Origin of the sequence: Klenkia terrae (assembly GCF_037083865.1) — a bacterium.
GTDB classification, from domain to species: Bacteria; Actinomycetota; Actinomycetes; order Mycobacteriales; family Geodermatophilaceae; genus Klenkia; species Klenkia terrae.
On record NZ_JBAPLV010000004.1, the window covers coordinates 1 to 12,759 of the forward strand.

At 74.2% G+C, this 12,759-nt stretch carries 12 protein-coding genes; 1 reads left to right on the top strand and 11 read right to left on the bottom strand.

Annotation, left to right across the window (positions count from 1 at the left end):
• Window positions 1-352: 352 nt before the first annotated feature.
• From dapB to UXQ13_RS05515, 7 genes are all read right to left on the bottom strand, one after another.
• On the bottom strand, window positions 353-1,144 hold the full coding sequence (dapB, locus tag UXQ13_RS05485) for a 4-hydroxy-tetrahydrodipicolinate reductase (protein ID WP_225234994.1): 792 nt from the start codon (window positions 1,142-1,144) through the stop codon (window positions 353-355).
• 46 nt (window positions 1,145-1,190) lie between these two features.
• Complete coding sequence (locus tag UXQ13_RS05490; RefSeq protein WP_225234993.1) at window positions 1,191-1,553, bottom strand: VanZ family protein; 363 nt, start codon at window positions 1,551-1,553, stop codon at window positions 1,191-1,193.
• On the bottom strand, window positions 1,550-2,932 hold the full coding sequence (locus tag UXQ13_RS05495) for a M16 family metallopeptidase (RefSeq protein ID WP_225234992.1): 1,383 nt from the start codon (window positions 2,930-2,932) through the stop codon (window positions 1,550-1,552). The genes UXQ13_RS05490 and UXQ13_RS05495 overlap by 4 nt, the downstream gene beginning before the upstream one ends.
• Window positions 2,929-5,181, bottom strand: coding sequence for a polyribonucleotide nucleotidyltransferase (locus UXQ13_RS05500; RefSeq protein ID WP_225234991.1), 2,253 nt, complete (start codon window positions 5,179-5,181; stop codon window positions 2,929-2,931). Before UXQ13_RS05500 ends, UXQ13_RS05495 begins: the two co-directional genes overlap by 4 nt.
• Window positions 5,182-5,442: 261 nt before the next feature.
• The gene (rpsO, locus tag UXQ13_RS05505; protein ID WP_225234990.1) at window positions 5,443-5,712 is read right to left on the bottom strand and encodes a 30S ribosomal protein S15; all 270 of its coding nucleotides are present in this window, start codon (window positions 5,710-5,712) and stop codon (window positions 5,443-5,445) included.
• A 200-nt stretch (window positions 5,713-5,912) separates the two neighbouring features.
• Window positions 5,913-6,884 (bottom strand): bifunctional riboflavin kinase/FAD synthetase, encoded by a 972-nt coding sequence (locus UXQ13_RS05510; protein WP_225234989.1) that lies wholly within the window; start codon window positions 6,882-6,884, stop codon window positions 5,913-5,915.
• A 4-nt stretch (window positions 6,885-6,888) separates the two neighbouring features.
• On the bottom strand, window positions 6,889-8,034 hold the full coding sequence (locus tag UXQ13_RS05515) for a branched-chain amino acid aminotransferase (RefSeq protein ID WP_225234988.1): 1,146 nt from the start codon (window positions 8,032-8,034) through the stop codon (window positions 6,889-6,891).
• A 163-nt stretch (window positions 8,035-8,197) separates the two neighbouring features.
• Here UXQ13_RS05515 and UXQ13_RS05520 point away from each other — a divergent pair, with 163 nt between their 5' ends.
• On the top strand, window positions 8,198-9,154 hold the full coding sequence (locus UXQ13_RS05520) for an alpha/beta fold hydrolase (protein WP_225234987.1): 957 nt from the start codon (window positions 8,198-8,200) through the stop codon (window positions 9,152-9,154).
• Here the strand turns inward: UXQ13_RS05520 and UXQ13_RS05525 are convergent.
• The 4 genes from UXQ13_RS05525 to UXQ13_RS05540 are packed head-to-tail and all read right to left on the bottom strand — an operon-like array spanning window position 9,129 to window position 12,757.
• On the bottom strand, window positions 9,129-9,446 hold the full coding sequence (locus tag UXQ13_RS05525; RefSeq protein WP_225234986.1) for an antibiotic biosynthesis monooxygenase family protein: 318 nt from the start codon (window positions 9,444-9,446) through the stop codon (window positions 9,129-9,131). The genes UXQ13_RS05520 and UXQ13_RS05525 overlap by 26 nt on opposite strands.
• A 40-nt stretch (window positions 9,447-9,486) precedes the next feature.
• Window positions 9,487-10,401 carry a tRNA pseudouridine(55) synthase TruB gene (gene truB, locus UXQ13_RS05530; RefSeq protein WP_336391899.1) on the bottom strand — a complete coding sequence of 305 codons (915 nt, stop codon included), beginning with the start codon at window positions 10,399-10,401 and terminating at the stop codon, window positions 9,487-9,489.
• Complete coding sequence (locus UXQ13_RS05535) at window positions 10,398-11,729, bottom strand: MATE family efflux transporter (protein ID WP_225234984.1); 1,332 nt, start codon at window positions 11,727-11,729, stop codon at window positions 10,398-10,400. Before UXQ13_RS05535 ends, truB begins: the two co-directional genes overlap by 4 nt.
• The gene (locus UXQ13_RS05540) at window positions 11,726-12,757 is read right to left on the bottom strand and encodes a DHH family phosphoesterase (RefSeq protein ID WP_336391900.1); all 1,032 of its coding nucleotides are present in this window, start codon (window positions 12,755-12,757) and stop codon (window positions 11,726-11,728) included. Before UXQ13_RS05540 ends, UXQ13_RS05535 begins: the two co-directional genes overlap by 4 nt.
• Window positions 12,758-12,759: the final 2 nt, after the last annotated feature.

Genomic DNA, 12,759 nt, shown 5'->3' on the forward strand with positions numbered 1-12,759 from the left:
AAACATATGGCACTGACTTTCGGCACGCTGTTGAGTTCTCAAGGAGCGGACGCGCGTTCAACCCGACCCGGAGGCCTTCGTGAACGGCTTGGTTTGTCCTGCTCGGCGCTTCAGGTCCGGCCTCTCGGTCGTTCCCGGCGCAAAGAGAAAGTTACGCCATGGGGTGGGGGTCGTCAAACCCGGGGGGTCCCCGATGTGGCCCGCAGGGGTCGGCGCGGTGGGCCGCGGAGGACAAACCGCAGGTCAACCAGGTTCCGATCCGGACCCGTCTACGACGCAGGTCACGTGTCCGCGGTGTGTCGCGGGGGTGTCGGGCCGGGTTCGACCCGGTCCCCCGCCCCCGCGGACGGGGTCAGAGACCGAGCAGGGAGTCGATCCCGATGGTCAGGCCGGGCCGGCGCTGGATCTCGCGCACGGCCAGCAGCACCCCGGGCATGAAGGACGCCCGGTCGTAGGAGTCGTGGCGCATCGTCAGCGTCTCGCCCTGGGTACCGAGCAGCACCTCCTGGTGCGCGACCAACCCCGCGAGCCGGACCGCGTGCACCGGCACGCCGTCGACCAGTGCCCCGCGGGCCCCCGGCAGCGAGGCCTCCGCCTGGGTGGCGTCCGGGGCGGGCCCGAGCCCGGCCGCGCGACGGGCCTCGCCGATCAGCTGCGCGGTCCGGGTCGCGGTGCCCGACGGGGCGTCCACCTTGCCCGGGTGGTGGAGCTCGACCAGCTCGACGGAGGAGAAGAAGCGGGACGCCTCGGCGGCGAACTTCATCAGCAGGACGGCACCGATGCCGAAGTTCGGCGCGATCAGGACGCCGAGGTCCGGCTTGGGCGCCAGCCACTCCCGGACGGTGGCGATCTTGGCCTCGTCGAACCCGCTGGTGCCCACCACGCAGTGGATGCCCTGGTCGATGCAGAACCTGATGTTCTCCATCACCGACTCCGGGCGGGTGAAGTCGACCGCGACCTGCGCGCCGCCGTCGGCGACGTTGAACAGCCACTCGCTGCCCTCCACCATGGCCACGAGCTCGAGGTCCTCGGCCTCGTTGACCGCCTTGCAGACCTCCACCCCCATGCGACCGCGGGCCCCGAGGACGGCGACCGACGTGAGCGGGGCCTCAGGGGCAGGGGTGGTGGGGCTGCTGGTGGTCATGTCGGCACTCTCACCAACCCCGGACGCCGATGCAACCCCGGGCCGGTCAGGGACGCGGCCGGACCTGTTCCGCGAGCCGCCAGAGGGCCAGCCCGACCAGGACGCCGACGACGTCGGCCAGCAGGTCCCCCAGCGAGGCGTCCCGCTGCACTAGGTCGGTGCCCTGCACCACCTCGCTGACGGCGCCGTAGAGCACCACCAGCCCGGCGGTGACCGCCTGACCCACCCCGGCCCAGCGGGCGGTGAACGCCAGCGCGGCGAACAGGGCCGCGTGGACGACCTTGTCGATGCCGTAGGGGCTGGGCGGGACGTCGCCGGGCGGGGCGAAGAGGACGGCGAGCGACACCAGCACCGTCACCACGAACGCGCCGCGGGCCAGTGCGCCGTGCTCGCCGAACCACTCCCTCATGCCGACAGCCGCTCCAGGTCCTTGTCCCGGTACGGCCCGACCACGGCCAGCGCCGTCGGCCGGGTGAACAGGTCGGCCGCGACCGCCCGCACCGCGTCCGCACCGACGGCGTCCAACCGGGCGAGCACCTCGGTGACCGGCAGGTACTCCCCGTAGGACAGCTCGCTCTTGCCCAGCCGGCTCATCCGGGACCCGGTGTCCTCCAGACCGAGCACCAGGCCGCCCTTGAGCTGGCCGATGCCGCGGGCCACCTCGTCGTCGGTGATGCCGTGCGCGGCGACCTCACCCAGGGACTCCCGGATCAGCCGCAGCACCTCGGGCACCCGCTTGGGCGCGCAGCCTGCGTAGACGGAGAAGACCCCGGTCCCGGCGTAGTGCGTGAGGGCGGAGCCCACGCTGTAGACCAGGCCCCGCTTCTCGCGGATCTCCTGGAACAGCCGGGAGCTCATCCCCCCGCCGACGGCGGCGTCCAGCACCGCTGCGGCGTAGCGCGCGTCGTCCAGCCGCCCCATGCCCACCGAGCCCAGCAGCAGGTGCGTCTGCTCGGTGCGGCGGTGGATCAGGCCGGTGCGCCGGGCCGGCGCGGTGGACACCCCGTCGTCCCCGGTGCGCAGCGGGTCCGGGCGGGTGTCGCCGGACAGCCGCTCGCCGAACGCCTGCCGGACCAGCTCCAGGACCTCGCGGTGGTCGACCCGGCCGGCGGCGGCCACCACGATCGAGGGGGCGGCGTACCGGCCGCGGTACCAGCCGTCGACGTCCTCGCGGGTCAGGGACTCGATGGACCCGACCGTGCCCAGCACCGACCGGCCCAGCGGGGTGTCGCCGAAGAGCGTCTCGGCGAACAGGTCGTGGACGGCGTCGGCGGGCTCGTCGTCGCGCATGGCGATCTCCTCGAGCACCACCGTGCGCTCGGACTCCAGGTCCGGGGCGGTGTTGAGCGCATCGGTGACCAGGTCACCGAGCAGGGTCACCGCCAACGGCAGGTCGCTGGCGAGCACGTTGGCGTAGTAGCAGGTGTGCTCCTTGGCGGTGAAGGCGTTCATCTCACCGCCGACGGCGTCCATCGCCGTGGCGATCTCCAGCGCCGTGCGCGACCGGGTGCCCTTGAACAGCAGGTGCTCCAGGAAGTGCGAGGACCCGGCCAGCACCGGCGTCTCGTCCCGGGAGCCGACACCGACCCAGATGCCCACGGTGGCCGACAGGACACCGGGCATCAGCTCGGTGATGACCCGCAGCCCACCGGGCAGCTCGGTGCGCTCGACGCGACCGCCGAACTCGTCGACGTCGAGGACCTCCGTGTGCCCGACGACCACCGGGGTGGGCGCGGCCGCAGCCGCACCCACCCCGGCGCCGTCCAGGCTGGTGTCAGCCGTGGTCACTCACCCGCAGGGGCGTCGGCGGCCTCGGCCGGCGCCTCCGCGGAGGCACCGCCCTCGACGACCGGGACCAGGCTGATCTTGCCGCGGGCGTCGATGTCGGTGATCTCGACCTGCAGCTTGTCGCCGACGTTCGCGACGTCCTCGACCTTGGCGATCCGCTTGCCGTTGCCCAGCTTGCTGATGTGCACCAGGCCGTCGCGGCCGGGCAGCAGGGAGACGAAGGCACCGAAGGCGGTGGTCTTGACGACCGTGCCCAGGAACCGCTCGCCGACCTTGGGCAGCGTCGGGTTGGCGATGGCGTTGATCCGGTCGACCGCGGCCTGGGCGGACGGGCCGTCGGAGGCGCCGACGTAGATCGTGCCGTCGTCCTCGATGGTGATGTCCGCGCCGGTCTCGTCCTGGATCGCGTTGATCATCTGGCCCTTGGGCCCGATCACCGCACCGATCTTGTCGACGGGGATGCGCACCGTGGTCACCCGGGGGGCGAACGGGCTCATCTCGTCGGGACCGTCGATCGCCTCGAGCATGACGTCAAGGATGTGCAGCCGGGCCGCGCGGGCCTGGGTCAGCGCACCAGCGAGGACGTCGGAGGGGATGCCGTCGAGCTTGGTGTCCAGCTGCAGCGCCGTCACGAAGTCCTTGGTGCCGGCGACCTTGAAGTCCATGTCCCCGAAGGCGTCCTCGGCGCCGAGGATGTCGGTGAGCGCGACGTACTGCGTCTGCCCGTCGACCTCGTCGGAGACCAGACCCATGGCGATGCCGGCGACCGGGGCGCGCAGCGGCACGCCGGCGTTGAGCAGCGACAGGGTGGAGGCGCAGACCGAGCCCATCGACGTCGAGCCGTTGGAGCCCAGCGCCTCGGAGACCTGGCGGATGGCGTAGGGGAACGCCTCGCGGTCGGGCAGCACCGGCAGCAGCGCCCGCTCGGCGAGGGCACCGTGGCCGATCTCGCGACGCTTGGGCGAACCCACGCGGCCGGTCTCGCCGGTGGAGTACGGCGGGAAGTTGTAGTTGTGCATGTAGCGCTTGCGGGTCACCGGGTTCAGCGTGTCCAGCTGCTGCTCCATGCGGAGCATGTTCAGCGTGGTGACACCCATGATCTGGGTCTCGCCGCGCTCGAACAGCGCCGAGCCGTGCACCCGCGGGAGCACCTCGACCTCGGCCGACAGCGGCCGGATGTCGGTGACGCCGCGGCCGTCGATGCGGACCTTGTCGCGCAGGATGCGCTGGCGCACGACCTTCTTGGTCACCGCGCGGAAGGCACCGGAGACCTCCTTCTCGCGACCCTCGAACTGGTCGGCCAGCGCGGCCTTGACCTCGTCCTTGAGCGCGTCGGTGGCGTCCTCGCGCTCGGCCTTGCCCGGGATGGCCTGGGCAGCGGTGAGCTTCTCGGTGGCCTGGGCCTCGACCGCGGCGTAGACGTCGTCCTGGTAGTCCAGGAAGCGGGGGAAGTGCGCCTCGGGCTTGGCGGCCTTGCCGGCCAGCGCGGACTGGGCGTCGCACAGCGCCTTGATGAACGGCTTGGCGGCCTCGAGGCCCTGGGAGACGACCTCCTCGGTCGGGGCGGTGGCCCCACCGGCGACCAGGTCGATGGTCTTCTCGGTGGCCTCGGCCTCGACCATCATGATCGCGACGTCGCCATCGGGCAGCACGCGGCCGGCCACGACCATGTCGAAGACGGCGTCCTCGAGCTCGGTGTGGGTCGGGAAGCCCACCCACTGGCCGTTGATCAGCGCGACGCGGGTGGCGCCGACCGGGCCGGAGAAGGGCAGGCCCGACAGCTGGGTGGACGCCGAGGCGCCGTTGATCGCCAGCACGTCGTACAGGTGGTCGGGGTCCAGGCTCAGCACGGTGATGACGACCTGTACCTCGTTGCGCAGGCCCTTGGCGAAGGTCGGGCGCAGCGGGCGGTCGATCAGCCGGCAGGTGAGGATGGCGTCCTCGGACGGGCGGCCCTCGCGGCGGAAGAACGAACCGGGGATCTTCCCGATCGCGTACATCCGCTCCTCGACGTCCACCGTCAGCGGGAAGAAGTCGAAGTGGTCCTTGGGCTGGCGGCCGGCCGTGGTGGCCGACAGCAGCGTGGTGTCGCCCATGGTGGCGACGACGGAGCCGGCGGCCTGCTTGGCCAGCCGGCCGGTCTCGAAGGTGACGGTGCGGGACCCGTAGGACCCGTTGTCGATCACGGCGGAGGCGGTGAAGACGCCGTCCTCGTCGTAGTCGACGACGTCGGTGGTGGGTGCGGACATCGTGTCCTCTTCCTGCGCCGCATGCGGCGGCGCCCTCTTGGTTCGGCGGCGGTGCACCGGGTGGTCCCTGGGACCGGTCTTCGATCGAAGCCCTCGGGCTGCGGGGCGTGCGCCTGCCGCATCCCGGGGGCCACCACCGAGGACCGGGCCGTGCGCCGGGGTGGCGCGACCAGGGCCGGGCGTGGCCGCCTGGGCCCGTGCGACGGGTGCCGCACGAGTGAGGGGACCGACTCCGCGGTGCGGAGCGGTCCCCTCGACTGGCTAGCGGCGCAGGCCGAGCCGCTCGATGAGCGAGCGGTACCGGCTGATGTCGGTCTTCGCCAGGTAGTTCAGCAGCCGGCGACGCCGGCCCACCAGCAGGAGCAGGCCCCGCCGGCTGTGGTGGTCGTGCTTGTGCATCTTGAGGTGCTCGGTCAGGTCGCTGATCCGTCGGGTCAGCATCGCGACCTGCACCTCGGGGGAACCGGTGTCGCTCTCGACCGTGGCGTACTCGGTCATGATCTGCTTCTTCGTCGCGCTGTCGAGCGCCATGTGGTGCCTCCTGGGCAGGTCACGTGTGGCCCCCGGTCGGTGTCACGGGGGCAGCATGCACACGCGTCGGTCTCCCGACGCTCCCACCAGGTTACACGGTGCTGATGGTCGTCCTGCGGACTCCGACCGCGGCCAGGTGCCGTCCCGACCTCCGACGAGCCCCCCTGCCGATCCTTGCGGGACCCTCCGGGCCCCACTCGTCACGGCACCTGCAGGACGACCCGCGCCTGGACCACGTCCTGGTCCATCTGCTCGATGAGGGCCTCGACGCCCCGGTAGGCGACCATCGGGCGCAGGCGCTCGACGAACTCGACGCCGACGTGCTCGCCGTAGAGGTCGCCCGACCAGTCGAGCAGGAAGGCCTCCACGGTGCGCCGGGTGCCCTGGAAGGTCGGGTTCGTGCCCACCGAGATGGCGGCGGGGAAGCTCTCGCCGCTGCGGCCGTGCGGGTCCTGCAGCACCAACCGGCCGGCGTAGACGCCGTCGGCGGGGACGGCGGTGAACTTCGGCGACTCGACGTTGGCCGTGGGGTAGCCGAGCTCGCGCCCGCGCCGGTCCCCGCGGACGACGACGCCGTCCACCCGGTGCGGGCGGCCCAGGGCACGGGCGGCCGAGCGCATGTCACCGGCGGAGACGCACGCGCGGATGTAGGTCGAGGAGATGGTGACCTCGCCGTCGTCGGCCACGTCGGTGGCGCTGGCGGTCTGCAGCCCGAGCCCCTCGACGGCGAAGCCGAACCGGCGGCCCTCCCGGGTCAGGGAGGCGACGTCACCGGCGGCGAGGTGGCCGTAGGTGAAGTTCTCCCCCACCACCACCGCGGCCGCGTGCAGGTGCTCGACCAGCACGGTGTGCGTGAAGCCCTCCGGGGACAGCCGGCTGAACTCCGGGGTGAACGGCAGCACGCACATGGCATCGACGCCCAGGTCGGCGACCAGCTCGGCCTTGCGGTCCGGCGAGGTGAGGATGGCCGGGTGCGAGCCGGGGCGGACCACCTCGGCCGGGTGCGGGTCGAAGGTCAGCAGCAGGGCCGGTCGACCCAGCCCCCGCGCCTTCGCGACCGCCGCGGCCACCAGCTGCTGGTGCCCCAGGTGGACGCCGTCGTACATGCCGACGGTGACCACCGTGCGACCCAGGTCGGCCGGGGTGGCCTCCAGCCCGCGCCATCTCTGCACCGGTTCAGCCCGCGGTGACGGTGTGCCGCCAGCCGTGGTCGTCGGCGACCCGGCCGTGCTGGATGTCCAGCAGCCGCTCGCGCAGCGCCATCGTCAGCGTGCCGGGGGTGCCGTCGCCCACGGTGAAGTCGCCGGTGCGGGCCTTGACCTCGCCGACCGGGGTGATGACCGCCGCGGTGCCGCAGGCGAAGGTCTCGGTGACCGTGCCGTCGGCGACGCCGGCCCGCCACTCCTCGACGGTGAACCGGCGCTCGGTCACCCGGTGGCCCATCTCGCGGGCCACGGTGATCAGCGAGTCGCGGGTGATGCCGGGCAGCAGGGTGCCGGTGAGCTCGGGGGTGACCAGCTCGGCGTCGGCGCCGGTGCCGAGGACGAAGAACAGGTTCATCCCGCCCATCTCCTCGACGTACTTCTTCTCCGTCGCGTCCAGCCAGACGACCTGGTCGCAGCCGGCCGCGATGGCCTGCTCCTGGGCCAGCAGGCTGGCGGCGTAGTTGCCGGCGCACTTGACGTCGCCGGTGCCGCCGGGGGCGGCGCGGATGTAGTCCTCGGAGAGGTAGACCGACACCGGCTGCACGCCGCGGGGGAAGTAGGCCCCGGCCGGGCTGGCGATGACGACGAAGAGGTACTCCGCCGCCGGCCGCACGCCCAGGAAGGGCTCGACCGCCAGCTGGTAGGGCCGGATGTAGAGGGTCTGGTCCGGGCCGGTGGGGACCCAGTCGCGGTCGGCGTCGACCAGGGCGTCGACGGCGGACAGGAAGCCCTCGGCCGGGACCGGCGGCATGGCCATGCGGACCGCGCCGCGGGCCATCCGCGCGGCGTTCTGCTCCGGCCGGAAGATCGAGACCGAGCCGTCGGGCTGGGCGTAGGCCTTCAGCCCCTCGAAGATCGACTGCGCGTAGTGCAGCGCGGCGGTGCTCGGGTCCAGCTGCAGCGGCGCGTAGCCGGTCAGCTTCGCCTCGGTCCAGCCCCGACCGGCGACGTACCGCGCGACCACCATGTGGTCGGTGAACACCTTGCCGAAGCCCGGGTCGGCCAGCAGCTGCTGGCGCTCGGCGGCCGGGCGCGGGGTGGCCTGCTCCACCACCACCGGCACGCCCTCGGCGAAGGTGCGCGAGGAGGTACGGCTGGGGCTGAGCATGTCGGTCATGGCTCCCACTTCGGATCGGGACGACGCCGGGCACGTGCCCGGCGACCCGAGACTAGCCCCGGTCCCCCGGCCCGGCCGCGACGGCGGAGCTGCACTGCCGGGCTGCCCGGCGTCCTAGGCTCGGTGCATGTCACCCGCGGACACACCATGGACGTCGACCCGCGTGCGGCGGATCCGGGTCCGCCTGCACGGGCACGACCTGCACGCCCGGATCGGCGGCGTGGACGGCCCCGTGCTCCTGCTGGTGCACGGCCTGCTCGGGTCCGGGGCCAGCTTCGGTCCCGCGCTGGGCGAGCTGGCCCGCACGCACCGGGTGGTCGCCCCGGACCTGCTGGGCCACGGGCAGTCGGAGAAGCCGGCCGGGGACTACAGCCTGGGCTCGTTCGCCACCCAGGCGCGCGACCTGCTCACCGTGCTGGGCGCCGAGGCCGCCACCGTGGTGGGGCACAGCCTGGGCGGGGGCATCGCCCTGCAGTTCGCCCACCAGTTCCCCGCCCTGGTCGAGCGGCTGGTGCTGGTGGACTCCGGCGGCCTGGGCCGCGACGTCTCCCCCGCCCTCCGCGCCGTGACCCTGCCGGGCGCGGAGTGGGTGCTGCCCGCGGTGTTCAACCGCTGGACCCGCGCGGCGGGCCGGCAGGTGCTGGGCCCGCTGCAGCGCTTCACCCCGCCGGGCACCACCCAGGTGGTCACCGGGCTGGACACGCTCGCCGACGCGGACTCCCGCGCGGCCTTCGTGCACACCGCCCGCGCCGTCCTGGACGCCGGGGGCCAGCGGGTGAGCGCCGCCGACCGCCTCTACCTCGCCGAGGCCCTCCCGCTCCTGCTGGTCTGGGGCGGCTCGGACACCGTCATCCCGGTGCGGCACGCCCACGACCTGCACGCTCAGCTGCCCGGCAGCCGGCTGGAGGTCTTCGCCGGGGCCGGGCACTTCCCGCAGGTCGACGACCCGGCCCGGTTCGCCGCCGTCGTCGCCGACTTCGTGGCCACGACGGCCGACCAGGTGCTCACCCCCGCCGGGCGGGAGGAGCGCTGGGCGGCCGCCGTCCGGGGGGCGACCACGGTCCGGGACGTCGAACGGGACGTCGAACGGGCCGTCATGCCTTCGGCGACGCCTGGGTGACCACCTCGAAGGACCACACGCTGGACCCGGTGGCGGCCGGGGCCATCCCCGACCCGCCGCCGGAGTGGCCCCGGGCGAAGTCCTGCCCGTTCTGCCACGCCTCGAAGTCGGCCTCGCTGCGCCAGCGGGTGTAGACGAGGTAGGAGTCGGTGCCCTCCACCGGGCGGAGCAGCTCGAACCACTCGAACCCGTCGGAGGCCTCCACGGCCCCGGCCCGGTTGCTGAAGCGGTCCTCCAACCGCTCGCGGGCCTCGGCCGGCACGGTCAGCACGTTGATCTTCACGACGCTCATGCCTCCAGCCTGCCCCAGCCCCCGGGGGTCCGCAGCCCGTTCAGGCGGGGAAGCCGACCCCGACCCGGGCCGTCGTCCCGGCGTCCTCGACGAGGGCGACCAGCCGCCCGTCGGGGTCGACGGCCGCGTGCAGGCCGGGCGCCCCGGTCGCCGCGACCCGCTTGCCGTGGCCGAGGTCCACCGCCTCCGCGGCGGTCACCCGGCGCTCGGGGAAGACCGCGGTCGCGGCGGTGGTCAGCGGCACGAACCCGGTACCGCCGCCGGCCAGCAGCGCCGCGGCGGCCTCCTCGACCGGCCGGGCCACCGCCTCGTCGAGGGGACCCGACCGGGTGCGCCGCAGCGCCGTGAGGTGGCCGCCCACGCCCAGGGCGGCCCCGGCGTCCCGGGCGATGGCCCGGATGTAGGTGCCGGTGGAGCAGGTGACGTCGACGTCCACGTCGACCAGGTCCGCGGTCGGACGGCGGATCCCGTGCACGGCGAGGGCGTGCACGGTGACCGAGCGGGCGGCCAGCTCGAACTCCTCGCCGGCCCGCACCCGGTCGTAGGAGCGCACGCCGTCGACCTTCACCGCGCTGACCGAGGACGGCACCTGCTGCAGGGGCCCGGTCTGGGCGGCCAGCGCCGCGCGGACGTCGTCGTCGGCGAGGTGCGCGGCGGAGGTGGTCTCGAGCACCTCGCCCTCCCGGTCATCGGTGACCGTGGTCTGGCCGAACCGGACGGTGGCCGCGTAGCTCTTGTCGTTCCCCGACAGGTACCCCAGCAGCCGGGTCGCGGTGCCGACGCCCAGCACGAGGACGCCGGTGGCCATCGGGTCCAGCGTCCCGGCGTGGCCCACCTTGCGCACCGAGAGCACCCGCCGGGCGATCGCCACCACGTCGTGGGAGGTCATCCCCGGTTGCTTGTCCACGACCAGCAGGCCGGGCGGGACGTCGGCGTCGGGCTTCCTCGGGCTCACCGGACCACCGTCGCAGAGGTCCACCGGTGGCCGGACACCCGGGCCACCACCGCCACCAGCCGGAGCGCGACGAACAGGGTCAGCCCGCTCCACACCCCGGGCAGCCCCCAGCCCAGCGGGACCGACAGCAGCGACAGCGGGACGAAGCCGACCAGCGAGGAGCCGATGGTCACCGTTCGCAGGTAGGCCACGTCGCCGGCGCCCATGAGGACGCCGTCCAGCGCGAACACCACACCGGCCACCGGCTGCATCAGGGCCAGGAACCACCAGACGACCGCGGCCTGGGCCAGCACGGCCGGGTCGTCGGTGAACAGCGGGACCACCACCGGACGGGCCAGCAGCAGGGCCGCCGCCACGACCACCCCGGTGCCCAGCCCCCACCGGGCGACCCGCAGGGCAGCGCCGCGGGCCTCGTCCACCCGGCCGGCACCCAGCGCCTGGCCCACGAGGGTCTGCGCGGCGATCGCGTAGGCGTCCAGGACCAGGGCCAGGAAGAGCCACAGCTGCAGCGCGATCTGGTGGGCGCCGAGCTCCGCGGTGCTCGACCGGGCCACCACGGCGGCGGCCACCGCGAAGGCGCCCTGCAGGACGGCGGCGCGCAGCAGCAGGTCGCGGCCGATCGTCAGCTGGGCGAGGACCGCCGGCAGCCGGGGCCGCAGCGGGACGCCCTCGCGGCGCAGGGTGGCCAGGAAAAGGACGGCGGACACGGTCTGGCCGGCGACGTTGGCCACCGCCGAACCCTCCAGCCCCAGCCCGGCGGGGTAGACCAGCAGGGGGTTGAGCGCCAGGCTCACCAGGCTCCCGGCCACGACGAACCGGACCGGGCGGCGCAGCTCGGCGACCCCGCGCAGCCAACCGTTGCCGGCCAGGGCGACCAGCAGCATGGGCAGGCCGAGGACGGCGATCCGCAGCCACCCCTCGGCCGCCGACGCCACGGGTCCCGCCCCGCCGGCGAGCAGCCGGGTGAGCGGTCCGGCGGCGAGCTGGAAGCCCAGGACGCCCAGCAGGCCGAGGCCCAGGGCCAGCCAGGTGGCCTGCACGCCCTCGGCGACGGCGCCCGCCCGGTCCCCGGCGCCCGCCCGCCGGGCCGCGCGGGCCGTCGTCCCGTAGGCCAGAAAGTTCAGCAGCCCGACGACCGGGGCGAGCAGCCCACCGCCCACGGCCAGCCCGCCCAGCTGGACGGTGCCCAGGTGGCCGATGACCGCGGTGTCGACCAGCAGGTACAGCGGCTCGGCCGCCAGGACGACCAGCGCCGGCAGCGCCAGGGCGGGGACGGACCGGTCGCGGGGCCCGGAGGGCTCCCGACCGGGTCGTCCGAGCCGGCTCATGCCCGGTCGGGGACGGCCCCTGGCCGCGGGTGGAGGCCGGAGGCCGACATCAGGTGTCCCCGAATGGCGGCCATCGTCTCCTCGCGGCCGACGTGGGAGGTGAAGCCGGCGGCCATCCGGTGGCCGCCGCCGCCGAGCGCCTGCGCGATCGCGGACACGTCGGTGCCGCCCCGGGAGCGCAGCGAGACGTTCCAGCTGCCGTCGTCGTCGCCCTTGAGCACGCAGGCCACGTCGGCCTCCTGCGCCGAGCGCACCACGTCGACCAGGGCCTCCAGGTGGTCGGCGGCCAACCCGTGCCCGGCGGCCTCGGCAGCGGTCGCCCAGGTCCACACCAGGCCGGCGCCGGTGCCGGTCTCCAGCGCGGCCCGGCCGGCCGCCAGCGACAGCAGCGCCAGCCAGCCGAAGGGCGCGGTGTCGAACAACCGCTGGCTGATCCGGGCGTGGTCGATCCCGGTGCCCAGCAACCGGCCGGCCAGGGCGTGCGTACCCGGGGAGGTGTTGCCGAAGCGGAAGGACCCGGTGTCGGCCGCCAGCCCCGCGTACAGGCAGGTGGCGAGGTCGACGTCCAGGTCGACGCCGAGGCCGTCGAGCAGGTCCGCGACCAGGACGACGGTGGCCGCGGCGTCGGCGTCGATCAGCCGGACCGCGCCGAAGCCGGGGTTGGACGCGTGGTGGTCCACGACGAGGGACTGCGGGGCCGCGGCCAGCACCGGTCCGACCTCGCCGAGCCGGCGGAGGTCGGCGGCGTCCAGCCCGACCACGAGGTCAGGGGCGACGGGCAACGCGTCGGCGGGCACCAGGCGGTCGGCGCCGGGCAGCCACCCCAGCGAGGCGGGCAGCACGAACGGCCCCGGGAAGGTCGCGGTGACCCGGGCCCCGCGCCGGCGCAGCCCCTCGGCCAGCGCCAGCGTGCTGCCCAGGGCGTCGGCGTCGGGCTGCACGTGCGCCGACAGGACGACGACCGCGCCGTCGTCGGCGGCCCGGGACAGCAGGGCGACCGCGGCACCCAGGGCACCCTCGGGGGCCACCG